We start from the raw sequence: 16397 nt of genomic DNA, 5'->3' as shown, positions 1-16397 counted from the left end.
GCGACGATTTCCCTTGAAAAAGCAGAACCCGATCGCGGAGTTGGACGGTGTCACTTACGAGAGGACGAATCACGAATTGGATTGCGGGCCTGACGGTCAGCGTGATCGGGGTGTCCGCCTTCGCACAGCGCATCGATCGCGAAACGATTGACCGTACATTGGACGAGCAGCAACGCGCTCAAGTCCAAACCGCGGATCTGCTCGCCAGCGTATTGCATGTCCAACTAAGACAGTTGGAAGAAAACGGGCTGACCGAGCACGAGATCTATCGCGACGTGCAACTGATGCGACGGAACCTGCAGAATTTGGTCGCGAGCGACATGCAGAGAATTGTCGACACACTACGAAAGGCGCGACAATTGCCGCCTGCACAGCGCGACGAAGCGTTTAAGGAGGCCCGCCTTCAGATCCGACAGGTCGTACGGCAATTGACCGTCGAGCGACAATTGTTGCTACAGCGCTTGAAGATTTTTGATCTGGCGGATCAAGTCCGAAAGCTGATTCAACAGCAGGCCATGGTGCAATCCTCGACCGCGCAATTGATCAGACGTGATACCTCGAGCGACCAGGGTGCTCAGACACTCAAAGCAATCGAAGATCAGCGCGATATTCATGAACTATACCGGCATCTGATCGAGACCCTGCATGACATGAAAACTCGGCGGGGGCCGAATGCTGTCATTGCCGCTGACGGATTGAGAATTCTGACTGTTCTTGAATTGGACAGGCAAGTCGACAGTGCCAGCCGCTTGCTGCAGGCGATCCAATTGGAATCGGCGAACGAAGCACAGACGTTCGTCGTGAATGGCCTGAAAGAACTGCTGAGACTCATCGGTCGGGCACAAGGGACTATCGATACCGAGAACGCAACCGCACGTGAAATTGTTCGTGCGCTGATTGAACGCCAGAAACAACTGCGCGATCAGACAAAGTTATTGACTTCGCCGCAAGCCCCACCCGCGGAGCTGGTTGAACAACAGGTTCAACTTCAGGGCGGCATTTCGCGACTGCACGAGCACGTTGCCACTCATGCGAAGGCCGATGCATACCGGCAACAAGCCGATGCCGCCGTTTTCGACGCCGCCAGCAATCTGCTCGAAAACAAACTTCCGCAGGCCATCACTGACCAGGGACGAGTCCTGGGAAGTCTCGCTGCACTCGAACGCGCGGTCTCTGACGATGCGCCTTATCTGTCGCGCGACCAGTCGGCGGACGACCTTTCACAAACAGTGCGGATCCTGACGAACGTCCAAAAGGAACTGGCAGATGCGATCGAAAAGAATGATGTTTCGGGAACCGAGGCATCATCATCCGAATTCGCAAGAATCGTTCGTGAGCTCAGAGTATTGATCCAGCCCCAGGACGAACAGAATCCCTGGCCCGACTTCGTCCGCGTGGCACTCACCGAGGTCACCGACGCTCTCAGCTCGAAGGCCGCGGATTCGGGCGGGTTACCTCCGACGGACCACATCGAACCGTCAGATGGCAATCCGACGAGGACCGAATCGCTGTCCGCCGTAAAGCAAGCCAAAGCCACGATCGACCGTACATTGATCGAGGCCCGTCGCATCAGTCTCGCCATCCGAATTGGAGAACTGACTCGCTCTGCCGAGGTTCTTGAGCGTACAGCTGCGGAACAGCGATCGATCGTGAAGGACACCGTCGGTCTGATGGATGGCGGCCGAACGGCGATGGTTGAAGGAATCGAACGAGCTAAGGAACTTTCTGCGCGACAGAATCACGTCGCTGAGGTGGCCGATCGAATTGCGACGGCGTTGGCGCGCATGACACCTGATCTGGCCAAAAGCGTCGCCAATAACGCAAGCCGTGCGAGAACGCTCAACGGCGGTGACGTTTTGACAATGGCAATCACATCGCCCGATGGGGTTCAAAAATCGCTGGAGACGGCGACGTCCATCGCACAACACCTTGCCAGCTCCGCACAGGATCTTCGTGAACAGATTGTGCTTACCGCCGACGAATTGACGCTGCTTTCCACCGAACAAGCAGCACGACTCTCCGAGCTTCGGACGGCGGTTGAAACTGCCGTCGATCAGATGCCCACTCAGGATCTGCCGAACCAACTGGAACAAGTTCGACTCGACCTTGATCGAGCGATCCAGGAACAACTCCGTGCTCAAGGACACCACAGAGCGGCTGATGCAATGAGTGTGGCCAGTGCCATCCAAGAGGTCCTGAATACTCAGGAAATTGCGGATGTCGTACTCGACGTGAATTCTTCCATTGAAAACACGGATCTGAAAGCAACAACCGTCCAAGCGGAAGTCGCCGAAAAGGCTCGTGCCGTAGCGGCGGCCGTCCGAGCGATGCTAAAAGCCGCGCCCACCAAGGAACACGAACGAGTCACACAATTGCTCACGTCAATTGACGAAGTCGAGCAATCCGCAACCAACGCTGCAAAACAGACCCTGGCCAGAGACGCCACTGCGGCCAAAGAGTCTCGTGCGAGAATTCAAACCACGCTCAAGGCCGCGATGTCGCTGGCGCAGCAGAATGTCGCACAGGCGATGAGCGACGAGTTACGCAATCCACCCAACAAGCAGGCTCAAGCCGAGGTCACGAAGGTCGTCACCGTCGCTCAGCAAAGACTCACGGCCATCCCAGGTGAAACGAGTGAAAAGCTAACGGCCGCATTCCAGGCGATGGCAGATGCCACTACGGCGCTGTCGAACGACACCCTTCACTCTGCCGAAGAACAGGCGAAGGCTCTGACAGAATTGGTGCAGACGCGAGACGTACTCAATCAGACGATTCAACAGATGGTGGTCACACAATCACAACAGATGGCGCAGCAGTCTGCCCAGAATCTCGACGTGGCGAAGCGCGTCGAGGTTGTCGAGCCATCGGCAAGCGCCGCAATCCGAGAGGCGATCGCCAAGGTCGGGCGAGACACGAAATCGGATCTCTCTGCCCGGCACATCGCCGCGGAAATTGGCCGCGTGACGCTGGGGCTGGAGCAGGCGGTTGCAGAATTGGGAGCACGCGAGCAAGAAGTCCGACATGACTTGGCGATCGCAGAATCGGTCTCGGCTTCGATTAAGCGGCAACAAGCAGCAACGACGACCATCACCGAGCAGGCGCTGGAACTGGAGCGAATGGCGATGGCGTCACGACAAGAAGTGTCCGCTACGGCACAGCGAGCCGCCGCTCATAAGCTCAACGAGGCACGACGACGATTTGTCGATGCGCAACGTGCAACAGGACAAGCGGCGGTGGAGCTATCAGGCCAGATCGAAATCGCCAATCCTCCTCTGCGCGAAGCACTCGAACTCGCGGCAAAATTCGTCGGAACGGAACAGGGAATCAATTCGCCTGAGAATACCGATGAGATGCGCGAGGCGTCCGCGGAGAACGATAATCCGTTCGGGACGCCACAACAACAAGACGCAGAGGCGTCTCAAGTGGCCGATGCAAATGGCTCCAAAGCAGGCGAAAAAACAGGAAGCGAACGACGCGAAGGATCGAACGCGCGCGGGGCACCCGCGGGGAAAAACCCCAATGGGCTCGGAACGGGCTTCATCTCACAGTCACCCGATCTGACCGCAGAAATGATGGCAGGGGCTGACGCGATCCATGCCGCAAGACAAGCACTCACTGCGCAACTTCCCCCTTCGCAACAATCCGATGCGGATTCAAAAGCTCCTCCGGGGGACAGCAACGACACGGAACAAAATGAATCTCAGTTGAGCGAATCAGGGCGATCGTCCAAGCTGGCAAAAGGAAACAACGCCAGCGGAGTCAATCAGAAAGTCAAAGACGGAATGATTGATCAGCAACCCGAAGGCACAGAAGCCAAAGGTCAAGCATCGGGGGAATCCAGACAGACGGACGAGAACGTGAATACCAAAGCACTGAAGGAGGATGCCTGGTTCGCCAAACTGCCGCCAGAACTTCGAAATTCCCTGCGTGCTGGCATCGGCCAAAAAGGACCTCGCACATATGAAGAACGGCTGAAGAAGTACTTTCAGAGCGTGGATTAACTATGATGAATGTGCATTCTGTGATGTGACCCGATTTCGATCGATTTGGTGCCCCGACAATATGACAACTGATGAACTGACCGTGGACGATGTGGCTGCGGTCGCAACCTGCGCGAAAATGTACCTGTCGTTGCGTGATGAACTTGGCAAGGCAATTGTCGGCCAGCAAGACGTCATTGAACAGGTGCTCATCGCGATTCTCGCTCGCGGACATGCCCTGCTGGAAGGCGTCCCTGGTCTGGCGAAGACGCTGCTAGTGAGTTCGCTTGCACAGGCACTACACCTGTCATTCAAACGAATCCAGTTCACTCCCGATCTGATGCCGAGCGATGTCACGGGGACGGATGTCATCCAAGAGAATCTCGAAACGCGCAATCGCGAGTACCGGTTCCTGCCGGGTCCGCTGTTTGCCAACATGATTCTGGCGGACGAGATCAATCGAACCCCGCCGAAGACCCAAGCCGCGATGCTCGAATCGATGCAGGAACGCCAAGTCTCAATCGGCGGCACGATCCATGCACTTCCGAGTCCGTTTTTTGTTCTTGCGACGCAGAACCCTTTGGAACAAGAAGGCACATACCCCCTGCCTGAAGCACAGCTCGACCGATTTTTACTGCATATCCGCGTGAGCTACCCTTCTGCCGCGGATGAATGGGAAGTGGCACGTCGAGTCACCTCGGGCAAATTGGGACAAATCCAGGCCGTCCTGTCGGCGGACGAAATCCTCTCGTTTCAGCAACTCGTACTGCGGGTGCCAGTCAGCGATCATGTCTTAGGGTACGCTCACGCGCTGGTCCGCGCTTCGCGGCCCGGCACGGCCGAAGCCCCCGAATTCGTCAACAAGTGGGTGAACTGGGGAGCAGGCCCGCGCGGTGTGCTGACACTGGTGACCTGTGCCAAAGCCCGTGCGATCCTGCATGGACGATATCACGCGACGATCGGCGATGTTCAAGCGGTGACACCCGGTGCCCTGCGCCATCGGATTGCACCAAACTATGCCGCTCAAGCGGCCGAGATCACCAGTGAAAAAATCATCGCGATGCTGATGGAGCAAATTCCGATCGACAAACCATTTGTCCGCCCCAACTGAAGGACAACGACCAGGGGTTGGAATTCGCAGTCCGGCGATGTTCTTTGGTTCGTGCCCTATTGGAAGACTTTGACAATTCGAAAGGACTCCGATGTCTTCCAGCATTCTTTCGCGATATCTCAATCCAGAGTATCTCAAACGCGTCGCAGACCGACCGATCGAACCACACGGGCTGGTCGTCGGCAATCTGGCGGGGTCGCACAAATCTCCACTGAGCGGCTTTGCGGTCGAGTTTGCCGGGCATCGTGACTACATTCCCGGTGACGACCCTCGCCACGTTGACTGGCGGTTGTACTACAAACGCGACCGACTCTCGGTCAAACAGTACGAGATGGAGACGAACTTTGTCTGCCATCTATTGCTCGACATCAGTGCGTCGATGCGCTACGGCGACGAATCGCAACAGAAACTGCTGTACGCCGCTCATGCGGCGATGACATTGGGTTACTCGATTATTGGACGCAATGACAAGGTTTCACTCGCCACGTTTGATGATCAGGTCCGAGACTCTGTTCCGCCCGGCAAATCGCTGACTCAACTGTATCGGATGATAAATCACCTCGATCAGATCTCGCCTGTTGAGAAAACAAAAATGGCCGAGTGTCTGATGGACCTGACGGCACGGATGGGACGGCGTGAGATCGTGATCATCTTCAGCGATTTCTTGACCGACCTCGGGGCATTGGAAACGGCCCTGCACGGAATGAAATACAGTCGACACGAAATCGTGCTGTTCCAGATTCTGCATCCACACGAACGGTCGTTTGAATTCAATGGCATGGTGAAATTCCTGGGCCTGGAAGAAACCGACGAGTTTCTCACGCAGGCCGAGGATGTTCGCGAAGGCTATCTGATGGCCTTCCGAAGGCATGAGGCACAGCTGGATGAAATCTGCCGTCGTAATGCCATTGAACGCGTACCACTTGAAACCAGCCGCAACTTAGGGAACGACCTGGTCGAGTATCTCAATGAACGGCTGCGAGTCCGCGTTCGCTGATCAACGCGACGGCTTCAGCATTACTTTGGCTTCGCATTACCAAAGCAGAACAGTGTTTCCTTGCGGGCAGCACCATGCCCATTCCCCACGCGCAGAAAGATCTGACCGCCGCAAATCGCGGGACTGGGGAATGAATCGGTTCCCACATGATTTTCGGTGATCAGTTCGAAACTCTCTGGCGTGGCGCGGAAGACATAAACGGTGCCCAGTTCATTCGCCCAGTAGATATTTCCATTTGCCAGAACAGGTGAGGCGCTGACAGGCCCCTTCAGGCGTTCTTTCCACATCTCTTTGCCATCTGTCCCGCGCCAGCAGAACATCACGCCATTGTCAGTTAACGCGTAGACGTAACCGTCGTATGCCAGCATCGATTGTTCGTAACACTTCTGATTGTTATGCCACAGCACTTCTCCACTGCCGTCCGCCTTGACGGCCACGGTTTCCGCCTTGGGAAAACCGCCACTGGCAAACACGATATTTTTCGTTTCGTCCCAGACCATCGTCCCACAGGTGGCAAACGTGGTTCCGTCGGCCGTCCAGAACGGATTACCATCGGCTGGACTGTATGATGAGACCTTGAGTGCACCGCTGATCAGCATCTGATCTTTGCCGCCGACATGGGCAATTACAGGCGTCGAAAAGGTAATCATCGTGGGGCGCGGTGATTGCCATTCACGTTCCCCGGTCTCGCGATTCAGTGCCGTGATAAAGCTGTCACCGTCGTACTCGGCCGAGATGAGCACCTTGTCCTGGTAGATCACCGGTGACGGTGCGTACCCGTATTCATAAGCCCGAGGACGAAACTTGCAAACGTCTTTCTTCCAGAGGATTTCCCCTTTCAGATCGAGCGCCACCGCTCCCACATGATCGTGGTGATAAAACGTCGCAAAGATCCGGTCACCATCCGATGCAATGGTCGAAGAGGCTTCCGTATTTTTGGCGTGATTCTTCGCGGGAAATCCGCCCTGATTGACTTGCGTGTCCCACAATCGTTTTCCGGTCGCACGATCGAATGCGACGACGGAATGTATCTTCTGCTTCTCGTCGGCGGTTGCGAGGAAGACGTAGTCGCCGACGACGGTGGGGGACGCATGCCCGCGTCCGGGGACGGGAGCCTTCCAAATCACGTTTTCTGTTTCGCTGAACGTTGTCGGTACCGGGGTGGAATCCGCGATGCCATTTCGCGAAGGTCCACGCCACCATGGCCAATCGCGTGTGACTGACAGCTTGGGGAAATCGGCAATCCCTTTCTCATCGGCAGTACCGATCGATGTCAGGACAATACAACCGATCATGACGACGATCGTGGCCAGACCCCGGTACGAGCGAGTTAGGTTCACAGGATTCCTTTGGGTAAAAACAATTTCGATCTCACAAATTGTAGACGACTCCGCGGATTCGTCACGGGTCCATCAAGCCACACATCATGTTCGCCAGATCGTCATTCCCCGGCATTCTTCGACGCCATGCGTCGCTGAACAAGGTGCGTGAACTGCGCCCCGCGATCGGCAAAGTTGCGGAACCAGTCGTAGCTGGCACAGCCGGGTGACAGCAAAATAACATCCCCCGGTTCCGACTGCTCATACGCCCAGGCGAACGCCTCGGTGAATGAGACATGTGGTTCTGACACATGGCAGCGGTTTTTCTCGCATTTCGTGATCATTGACTTCAGCGACGGTGCGGTTTGCCCCATCAGCGAAACGGCTTTCACTCGTCTCGCAATTGCAATCGCCATCTGGCCGAGATCGACCTGCTTGTCGTAGCCACCTGCCAAGAGCACAATCGGCTGCTCAAACGCAGCAAGTGCCACCTCGTTAGATTCCGGCGTAGTCGCCAGAGAGTCATTGTAAAATCTTCGCCCGTCAACCTCGCCCACGAACTGCAGACGGTGCGGCAAAGGCTGGTAGTTCTTGAGTGCGAATTGAACGCTCGCGATGTCGGCTCCTGCGGACATTGCAGCTGCCGTCGCAGCGAGTGCATTCGCGACATTGTGCTGCCCGGGCAACGTCAGCCAGTCACGTAGCGGCAGTTCGAGTTCTTGGCCATTTTGCCGAAGTACGGCGCCTTTGCCATTCCAAAACGCCCCAGACGCTCCCATATCTCGTAAACCGAAACCAAGCCGCCGACCGATCAAAGGCCAATGCGCAACGTCTTGATCATCGTCATTCAACACCACGACATCGCCCTGCGTCTGCCACCGCAAGATCGCCTGCTTTGATTCTCGATAGTGATTCAGATCGGAGTGCCAGTCGAGATGGTTCGGGGCAAAGTTCGTCACCACAGCAACATGAGGACTGACCTGCAGGCGATTGAGATCCGCAAGCTGAAAGCTACTGAGTTCAAGGACAACTAGATCGTCGCGCCGAATCTGATCGACGGACGGCAGCAGGCTGGCTCCAATATTGCCCCCGAGCCACGCGCGCCGGCCTGGCTGTTTTGACAGAGCGCGTTCGACAATGGCATGCGTCATCGCCGTCGTTGTCGATTTTCCGTTGCTGCCCGTCACCGCCACGATCGGTGCACGGTTCCATCTCCAAAACAGATTCATCTCACTGGTGATCGGAACACCGGCAGATCGTGCAATCACGAGAAAGGGGCAATCTCGTTTGACGGCGGGATTCGCAACGATCAGTTCCGCGTTCCGAAAGTCCTCTTCATCATGTCGGCCAAGCACTAATCGATCGGGTGACGTTTCACTCAACGCCGCGAGCGATTCGGCAAGTTTCTCTGCAGATCGCAGGTCGGTCACTGTGACTACCGCACCACGATCGACCAGAAACTTGACGGCTCCAAGCCCCCCGCCGAACGCCCCCAGCCCCATCACCAGGACACGCCGACCACGATAGTCGTCGAAGGGATGGTCTGGAATCATTCGTCGCTCGCGTGCAGTGTGCTCAGCAGCGATGCCGCCTCATCGAAATGACGCAAGATAAAATCGGCTTCAGAAGAGAAGTGAGGAATCTCGTTCGGGGCAAACAATACACTTCGCATGCCCGCGTTTCTCCCCAAGTGCAGGTCATACAAATAGTCGCCAATCACGATGACGTCGCTGACAGGCAGTCCCCATTCTTCGACGATCTTCTTGACAGCCGTCGGATCAGGTTTTGGCGGCGCATCGTCACGCGTGATGACATGGGTAAAGGAAAGATTCAGACGAGACAAAGTCCGGTCGGTCGTCTCGCGCGAATTTCGCGTCAGGATGGCCGATCGAATCCCACGTTCGTCGATATGACTCAGGAACTCAAGGACTCCGTCGAACAAGACGGCTTCGTCGGCTCCCGCCAATTCATGACGCCGCATCGCCTGCAGCATGTGGTCTCGCACAGGCCCCTCGGGCTGCGCAATCAACGATTCGAGAATGGGAACTCCTTGAGGAAGCCCCATGTCTCGACGAATGGCGTCGTAATCGAGTCGCGAATCGACAAGAGTGCCATCCATGTCAAAGATGATCCCGCGAACGCGTGGCATGATTTGAATCTCACTGTTTCACTGTCCTGCCGACGATCAATGGTGCTTGTGCACCGGCAGAGCTGATGACACACATTCTATAAAACCAATTGAGTACCAAAATTGGCTACGCGGAACGAACCAACTTGACAGCGGGCGTCGCCGTGGCCAGGTCGGCGATCATCTGTTTCGTAGCCGCTTCGGCGGCTGCTTCCCATTGTTTTGGACCGAATTGTTCGGCATAGGCCTTTGACTTGAAGGCGAAATTGATGCCGCGAGAATTGTTGATGACAGCGCCCAATCCGTCATTCGCGAACGCTGCGACCACATCGCTGGCCCCGCCGCCCTGACTGCCGTAGCCAGGAACGAGTAACGGAACATGCGGCATCGCGGCCCGCAGTTCGATCAGTTCTTGTGGGTACGTCGCGCCAACGACGGCACCCACCACCCCATATCCGTCTTCTTGCGTTTCCAGCGACAGGCTTTCAACGACGCTCGCAACATGCCGATAGATCGTCGAGGGGCCCGACACCAGATCTTGAAACGAAGCGGAACCGGGGTTACTCGTCTTCACCAGGACGTAGATGCCGGCGCCTCGCTCTTTGGCGACATTCACAAACGGTTCGAGCGTGTCGCGTCCAAGATACGGATTGACGGTCAGCGCATCGGCCTGCCAGATGGCGGCTTGTGGATCAGCCCCCGCGAGGTAGGCCCGTGCGTACGCTTCCGCCGTCGTCCCAATGTCGCCCCGCTTCGCATCGCAGATGACGATGAGCCCCTGCTGTCTCGCGTAGCGGATGACGCGTGCCAGCGCCAGGCAACCGTCGGGTCCCCATTCTTCAAAAAACGCCGCCTGTGGTTTCACAGCGGGAACCAGAGGAGCCACAACGTCGATCAGTCGCACACAAAACTCTTCAAAAGCTGCAGCCGCTTGAGCAACCGGATCGTCGTGAAGTTCGCGAGCGTGCGCCAGAACATCGGGGGGAAGCTGATCCAAACGTGGGTCAAGTCCGACGAGGGCTGGTGTTCCCTTGACCTTCATCGCCGCATGCAGTCGTGTCGCGTAATGGATACTCATCAATCAATTCAATTGTAAAAAGGGTTGAAACAGATCAGCGGGCCTCCGCCACCCCGAATTCCAAACGAACGTTGCCGATTTCGCAATCGTCGAATTCGCGTGGCGCATCTTTCTTCGAATGTTGCTTGAGACGAATCGAATTGCGGCCAATCTTAAGCAGACTGGGGGGAATCGCCAGTTGGATTCGATCGGGATTCTGTGCGGTCGCTTTGAATCGAATCCGAGAATTCAGATTGCCCACGCTTTGATCGTTGACGAAAATCTCCGTCGTTAAATCTCCAGCACGCAAATCGGCCAGGAATGGACTGGCAGGCGGTGCATCGGGTCCGGCCGCTTCGAGTTCGGCCACATCAACAGTGAGGTCACATTTTCCTGTCGGAATCTCGTCCAAAGCGATTTCCAAAAGACAGTCAGTTCCATCCGGTTGCTGCCGATGAAAGTCAGATCGAATCGCATTCCCCAAATGAAACCGGCGTCCATCAACCAACAGGGAACGCCCGACAAATTGCGGATCGATCCGCCGAATCTCATTCCAACTCAGGGGAATCGGTCCAATCAACGGATGGTGCAGAACAATTTCATTCTCGTCGACCTGAATGATGGTTCCTGTCCAGCGTTCAGGCGGACAATCAGGCCGGTCCGTGAGCGGTTGCATCTCGACTTCGGCGACAATGCCCGTCGGAACCCGCCCCGATTGTTGAACCGGCGATGAAGACTGAGCAAAACACACACCCGCAATCCGAGTCCAACGGATCGACTGAGGTTCATCAAAGGCATCAACTCGAACACGGTGCCGATCCAGATTCGACACGCGTCCCAAAAGTTGATCACCCGTCGAGAATGCAATCATGTCCAGTGTCAGTGATTCATCGCGTGCGAACATCTGATCATCCGGTGGATCGAGCCGACGCACCCGAAGCGAATCCAGCTGCAACCGATTCTTCGATGCGTTGCCCGCTGCTCGAAAATGAATCGATTTCAACGCGTGATCCGGTATCGCGAACACGGCAAGGTTCGCATCATCGACAATCAATCGCGTTCTCTCGGGTGTGACGATTGCAATGAACGAGTGCCATCCTTCAGCAAGAGTAAACGATTGAACGGACGCGGGCCTGCTTGGCACCAACTGCGTGACCTGAATCAGTCGATGGGGGCCGACGCGAATGGTGACGGACGGATCGGATTGAGCACCAGACGCCCACGCCAGTGTCCATTCACCGGAACGAGCAGACTGATCGAGGGCGATCACTTGGAATGAAACTTCAATTCGAGCAGACGTCAGCGCCAACGGAAACGCCTCTTCGAAGCGAGCGTCGCCAGAGAGTTGCAAGATGCTGCGACCGTCTTTGGACTGGATGTCGTAACGATCCCCCTTAGCCTCATCGTCGCGCCGCATTGAGTTCTCATCGAACGATTGGTCGATCAGATCAACTTCCCCGGGCGGATTACTGATGACGGCGATCGCGCCTGTGGGAACTTGAATTGTGCGACCAGTCAAGAGGCGAAACGAGCAGTGATCGCGGCCCCATTCCAGGAGTTCGCCCAAGAAGCCGTCACGATTCACGAGTGAGACAAACCTTAACGGTTGCTGCGATCGCGAGACTCGGAACTGCCGTGGCAACTTGATTCGGAATTGCCGGCCGAGACGGCCGAACTCTGACCAATTGAAGCGAGGTGCTGAATCGAGCAGTGTTGACACTACGGAATGTCGCGAGGCCGAGTCGATTGACACATTTGGCGATGGCTCGTCCGCGATGACGAAATGGCCCGCAGACAATCCCATGACGAGCAGCAATGCCGCCGGATTGATCGAAGGTCGAATCGAGAATATCGCCAGCGTCGCCATGAAGTCTGTTTCGATGCGGGTTTAACGTGCGGAATTCGCACGGGCCGCTCAACGTGTCAGTTTGCGGATCTTGTGATTACCACTGTCGCCGATATAGACCGTGCCGTCGAGGGCCACGAAAACTCCATGAGGCCGGTTTAATCGGCAGTGGCGAGGATTGCCGTCGGGGCCGTCACCAATCGTCCCGTCACCCACCAGTGTGTCGATCTTTCCTGTCAATCTCTCGATGATGCGGATGACGTGATTTTCGGTATCGCAAAGCAGTATGTTTCCCTGGTGGTCGATTGCGATCCCCTTCGGACCATTGACCTGTGCCAACTTGCCGTCCCCACCATCCCCGGCATAGCCCTTTTTTCCCGTCCCGGCCAGGTGACGTACCGACTTTTCCTTCCGGTCGATTCGGTAGACGGCGTTTCCTTCGCGCAGCACCAGAATCACGTCGTGATTGGTATCCACGGCCAGCGAACGGGGACCAAAAAACGCGGTCGATGACAGCGGCGCGCCATCGACGACAGGATTCTTTTCACCGTTTCCTGCAAATGTGGAAACGAGACCGGATTCAAGGTCAACCTGTCGCACGCGATGATTCTTGATATCACAGATCAACAATCGCGCATCACCGTCAAGCGAGACAGCGATCGGATTGTTGAACTCGGCCTTCGTCGCTGGTCCGCCGTCGCCCGTAAATCCGGGCTTGGCCGTCCCCGCAACGGTCGTAATGATCTGGGTCTTCGCATCGATCCTTCGAATCACATCCGATTTCATGTCCGAGATGTAGTAGTTGCCATTTCGATCAAATCGAATTTCGTGCGGTTCATGGAACTTCGCTCGCAAGGCGGGACCACCATCTCCCGCAAATCCAGGATTGCGCGGCGTTCCGGCGACGGTCGTCAGGAACCCCGTCTTAAGATCCATGCGGCGGATGACATGATTCGTGAAATCGCAAAAATACAACATGCCGTCCGGAGCAATCTCAAGTCCAAATGGATTGCTGAGCCCTGCCTTGAGCGCAGGGCCACCGTCTCCAGAATGTTCATCGACGCCCGTCCCGGCGATGGTCGCGATTTCGGCCGCGTTCGCCTGAGTGACGACACACAGCGTCGCCACCAATGTGCAAACGGCCCACCGCAGCGAAGACGATCTCATTAGCGAATCTCCCCATCCGAGAAGTTGACGATCAATGAATCTGTGTCAAATGTTATCCATGCCGCTTGTCGCCGCCAATGTTGCCCTCTCACTGCAAGCGAATACTCGACTCGAGTTTCGGCATTTCGACCAGGATCGAAGAATCAGCCTGTCGAGCGGGACAACGGTTGGTGGCGACGTCGATCGCAATCGATTTTGATAGACTCGGAGAAATGAATTCGCCTTGATGAATCTGATCATGAGGAACCGTCGGATGTTGCGCACCTCGATTTTGATCTTGTTTTGCTCCACGCTCTGGCTGGCCCCCTTCAATCTGCAAAGCGCCGAACCGAAGCCGATGCCGACAGAAGGACGTCGACCGGTCGATGGAACAGACCAGCGTTACTGGCTCGCAAATATGGAAGCGCATCACTATTCGCCCGAGGAAATCGGTTTGGCATTGGGAATGCCCGCCACTGACGTACTCAAGATCCTGGACGATGCGAAAACAGGCGTGTCGACGACGCAACAGTTCGTTCCCGTTCCGGGCATGGGTGAAATCACCATGATGCCATACCCCGGAGGCCGCCATCCACGAATCGGCTTTTTGGAAGGTGCCGTTCATCCACAACGTGAAACCAAGATCAGCATATTCCCCCCCTGGAAGGACGGCGGCTACGTCGTCATCGACTTTCCTGAAGCTGTCTGGCACAACGTCGGTGACAAGCGAGAATTGCTGTATCTGGCACATACGCATGTGCCAACAATTTGGCAAAAGAAAGGTGTTTCCCTTCCCGCCCTGGAGTGGACCCGCGATGGCTTCAATGAATTGTCGCTGACACGTGAATTCCCCAATAAGATCTCGATGACTTCGAAAGCGAGATTGGTCGAGACCGGTGTCCACCTGGAATTCAGCGTCACGAATGACACACCCGAGAAACTGACGGGCCTGCATGTTCAAATGTGTGGCATGTTAAAGGGATTGAATGGATTCGAGTCGCAGACGAACGACAACAAGATTTTCTCGTCGCCTTTCGCGGCCTGTAAAAGTGAAGCGGGGAATCGGTGGGTCATTCTAGGATTCAACCATTGCCGACGCGCGTGGGGTAACGCCCCCTGCCCCTGCCTGCATGCCGATCCGCAGGTCCCCGATTGTGAACCCGGCGAGACACAATCGGTCCAAGGTTGGATCTCATTCTACGAAGGCGAACAGATCGCTCACGAACTCAAGCGCCTGGCCGATGTCGCGTTTACGCCGATTCGCAAACCGTAAATGAGACAAGCCTCACACTCGCGGGGCGAAATGGTCCCATGGTCGCGCCTGCCGGGTTTTTCAAAACGATCTCCTCCCCCGATTCAGGATGGACATCTGGCAAAAATCACGCATACTTTTAGATCTGCGATTGTGTTGATCTGCCTCGCATCAAAGGCTTGCCCATGCTGAATGTGTTCGGAACGAAACATCGATTCTGCGATGGCCTGAGTCGCCGTTCGATGCTGAAAATTGGAGGGCTGGCGATGGGTGGCCTAGCCCTTCCTGATCTCTTGCAGGCAGAAACTGCGTCGGGCCGTTCGTCACACAAAGCGGTGATCATGGTCTTCTTGTCCGGTGGTCCACCCCACCAGGATACGTTCGATCTGAAGATGGATGCACCGGTCGAAATCCGTGGTGAATTCACCCCAATCGCCAGCAACGTACCTGGCATTGATGTTTGTGAACTGTTGCCACAACTGTCACAACGCATGGATCGATTGGCAGTCATTCGATCTTTGGTCGGCTCTGAAGGCCGCCACGCCGCGTTTCAATGTATGACAGGCCACAGCGTGAATGGTCAGCCAGCGGGCGGTTGGCCATCCCTGGGCGCTGCTGTGTCTCGAATCCAAGGATCACTCGGTCCCGGCACAATTCCGTTCGTCGGATTGTCTCCGCGAATGAAGAATGCACCATGGGGTGACCCCGGACAGGCGGGGTTCGCGGGACAGGCGCACGCGGCATTCGCCCCCAACGCCGAACAGGCAAGGTTGGGGTTGAATGGGCTCAGCGTTGAAAGCCTGCGAAACCGTAAACTGTTGCTTGAAGAAATTGATCAGCTGAAGCGAGACACGGAACAAAGCGGTGCACTCGTGGGACTGGAATCGCAGTATCAGGCTGCGTTCGGCATTCTGACATCGAGCAAGCTTGTGGACGCACTTGATCTTGAACAAGAAGACCCGCGCGTCCGCGCGCGATACGGCGGCGGCACGCTCGAGAATGCGGGTTACGGCGATGCCGGGCCACTGACAAACGATTACTTGCTTGCTGCGCGGCGCCTGGTCGAAGCCGGTGCACGCGTTGTCACACTGGCATACGGGCGCTGGGACTGGCATGGACGGCCGCACGGCACGAACTTCGAAAACGCCCGCGATCATCTACCTGTATTCGATCATGGACTCTCCGCATTGCTCGACGACCTGCGTGACCGAGGACTCGAGAAGGATGTGACGGTACTGGTCTGGGGCGAATTTGGACGAACGCCGGTGATCAACAAGAACGGTGGACGCGATCATTGGCCGCAGGTCGGCTGTGCCCTGTTGGCAGGTGGCGGATTGCGCACGGGACAAGTGATTGGGTCAACGAATCGTCTCGGCGAACACCCCAAGGAACGCCCCGTTCACTTCCAGGAGATTTTTGCGACACTCTACAAATCCCTAGGAATCGATGTGGCGACAACTCGATTGACCGATCTCTCCGGCCGACCTCAATTTCTGGTCGACCCAATTTATGAGCCACTTCCTGAACTGATTTGATACGCCTCGATTTCCCTCTCGTTCAG

General features: G+C 56.1%; 12 protein-coding genes. 6 read left to right on the top strand and 6 right to left on the bottom strand.

Features of this window, described 5'->3' with window-relative positions:
- The first annotated feature begins 47 nt into the window (after positions 1–47).
- The 3 genes from OSO_RS0136780 (at position 48) to OSO_RS0136770 (ending at position 6088) form a co-directional block, all read left to right on the top strand.
- Positions 48–4001, top strand: a complete 3954-nt coding sequence (locus OSO_RS0136780) for a hypothetical protein (RefSeq protein ID WP_010587766.1) — start codon at positions 48–50, stop codon at positions 3999–4001.
- 61 nt (positions 4002–4062) lie between these two features.
- Positions 4063–5091 carry an AAA family ATPase gene (locus OSO_RS0136775; RefSeq protein ID WP_029247847.1) on the top strand — a complete coding sequence of 343 codons (1029 nt, stop codon included), beginning with the start codon at positions 4063–4065 and terminating at the stop codon, positions 5089–5091.
- Between the two features lie 91 nt (positions 5092–5182).
- On the top strand, positions 5183–6088 hold the full coding sequence (locus OSO_RS0136770; RefSeq protein WP_010587764.1) for a DUF58 domain-containing protein: 906 nt from the start codon (positions 5183–5185) through the stop codon (positions 6086–6088).
- 20 nt (positions 6089–6108) lie between these two features.
- Here OSO_RS0136770 and OSO_RS0136765 read toward each other — a convergent pair whose 3' ends face one another.
- The 6 genes from OSO_RS0136765 to OSO_RS0136740 all read right to left on the bottom strand — a co-directional run bounded on the left by OSO_RS0136765 (position 6109) and on the right by OSO_RS0136740 (position 13605).
- Positions 6109–7428 carry a BamB-related PQQ repeat family beta-propellar protein gene (locus OSO_RS0136765; RefSeq protein ID WP_010587763.1) on the bottom strand — a complete coding sequence of 440 codons (1320 nt, stop codon included), beginning with the start codon at positions 7426–7428 and terminating at the stop codon, positions 6109–6111.
- A gap of 101 nt (positions 7429–7529) precedes the next feature.
- Positions 7530–8960, bottom strand: coding sequence for a UDP-N-acetylmuramoyl-L-alanine--D-glutamate ligase (murD, locus tag OSO_RS0136760; protein WP_010587762.1), 1431 nt, complete (start codon positions 8958–8960; stop codon positions 7530–7532).
- Positions 8957–9556 (bottom strand): HAD family hydrolase, encoded by a 600-nt coding sequence (locus tag OSO_RS0136755; RefSeq protein WP_010587761.1) that lies wholly within the window; start codon positions 9554–9556, stop codon positions 8957–8959. The genes murD and OSO_RS0136755 overlap by 4 nt, the downstream gene beginning before the upstream one ends.
- Positions 9557–9662: 106 nt before the next feature.
- A complete protein-coding gene (gene pyrF, locus OSO_RS0136750; RefSeq protein ID WP_010587760.1) occupies positions 9663–10613 on the bottom strand; it encodes an orotidine-5'-phosphate decarboxylase in 951 nt (316 codons plus the stop codon).
- A 34-nt stretch (positions 10614–10647) separates the two neighbouring features.
- The gene (locus OSO_RS0136745; RefSeq protein ID WP_010587759.1) at positions 10648–12459 is read right to left on the bottom strand and encodes a hypothetical protein; all 1812 of its coding nucleotides are present in this window, start codon (positions 12457–12459) and stop codon (positions 10648–10650) included.
- 48 nt (positions 12460–12507) lie between these two features.
- The gene (locus OSO_RS0136740) at positions 12508–13605 is read right to left on the bottom strand and encodes an NHL repeat-containing protein (protein ID WP_010587758.1); all 1098 of its coding nucleotides are present in this window, start codon (positions 13603–13605) and stop codon (positions 12508–12510) included.
- A gap of 49 nt (positions 13606–13654) precedes the next feature.
- Between OSO_RS0136740 and OSO_RS51205 the strand changes: the two genes are divergently transcribed.
- From OSO_RS51205 to OSO_RS0136725, 3 genes are all read left to right on the top strand, one after another.
- Entirely contained in the window at positions 13655–13804 is a 150-nt protein-coding gene (locus OSO_RS51205; RefSeq protein ID WP_157605999.1) for a hypothetical protein, read from the top strand.
- A 54-nt stretch (positions 13805–13858) separates the two neighbouring features.
- A complete protein-coding gene (locus OSO_RS0136730) occupies positions 13859–14857 on the top strand; it encodes a hypothetical protein (RefSeq protein WP_157605996.1) in 999 nt (332 codons plus the stop codon).
- Positions 14858–15021: 164 nt separating this feature from the next.
- Positions 15022–16371, top strand: a complete 1350-nt coding sequence (locus OSO_RS0136725; RefSeq protein WP_010587756.1) for a DUF1501 domain-containing protein — start codon at positions 15022–15024, stop codon at positions 16369–16371.
- The last annotated feature ends 26 nt before the right edge of the window (positions 16372–16397 follow it).

This window comes from Schlesneria paludicola DSM 18645, from assembly GCF_000255655.1.
Classification (GTDB): Bacteria; Planctomycetota; Planctomycetia; order Planctomycetales; family Planctomycetaceae; genus Schlesneria; species Schlesneria paludicola.
This window is presented reverse-complemented; position numbering and strand designations above follow the sequence as displayed.

Excerpts from the sequence above, each read along its gene's own strand:
- OSO_RS0136775 (WP_029247847.1), top strand. The coding sequence starts at position 4,063 with ATGACAACTGATGAACTGACCGTGGACGATGTGGCTGCGGTCGCAACC.
- OSO_RS0136770 (WP_010587764.1), top strand. The coding sequence starts at position 5,183 with ATGTCTTCCAGCATTCTTTCGCGATATCTCAATCCAGAGTATCTCAAA.
- murD (WP_010587762.1), bottom strand. The coding sequence starts at position 8,960 with ATGATTCCAGACCATCCCTTCGACGACTATCGTGGTCGGCGTGTCCTG.
- OSO_RS0136755 (WP_010587761.1), bottom strand. The coding sequence starts at position 9,556 with ATGCCACGCGTTCGCGGGATCATCTTTGACATGGATGGCACTCTTGTC.
- pyrF (WP_010587760.1), bottom strand. The coding sequence starts at position 10,613 with ATGAGTATCCATTACGCGACACGACTGCATGCGGCGATGAAGGTCAAG.
- OSO_RS0136745 (WP_010587759.1), bottom strand. The coding sequence starts at position 12,459 with ATGGCGACGCTGGCGATATTCTCGATTCGACCTTCGATCAATCCGGCG.
- OSO_RS0136740 (WP_010587758.1), bottom strand. The coding sequence starts at position 13,605 with ATGAGATCGTCTTCGCTGCGGTGGGCCGTTTGCACATTGGTGGCGACG.
- OSO_RS51205 (WP_157605999.1), top strand. The coding sequence starts at position 13,655 with ATGTTATCCATGCCGCTTGTCGCCGCCAATGTTGCCCTCTCACTGCAA.
- OSO_RS0136730 (WP_157605996.1), top strand. The coding sequence starts at position 13,859 with ATGTTGCGCACCTCGATTTTGATCTTGTTTTGCTCCACGCTCTGGCTG.
- OSO_RS0136725 (WP_010587756.1), top strand. The coding sequence starts at position 15,022 with ATGCTGAATGTGTTCGGAACGAAACATCGATTCTGCGATGGCCTGAGT.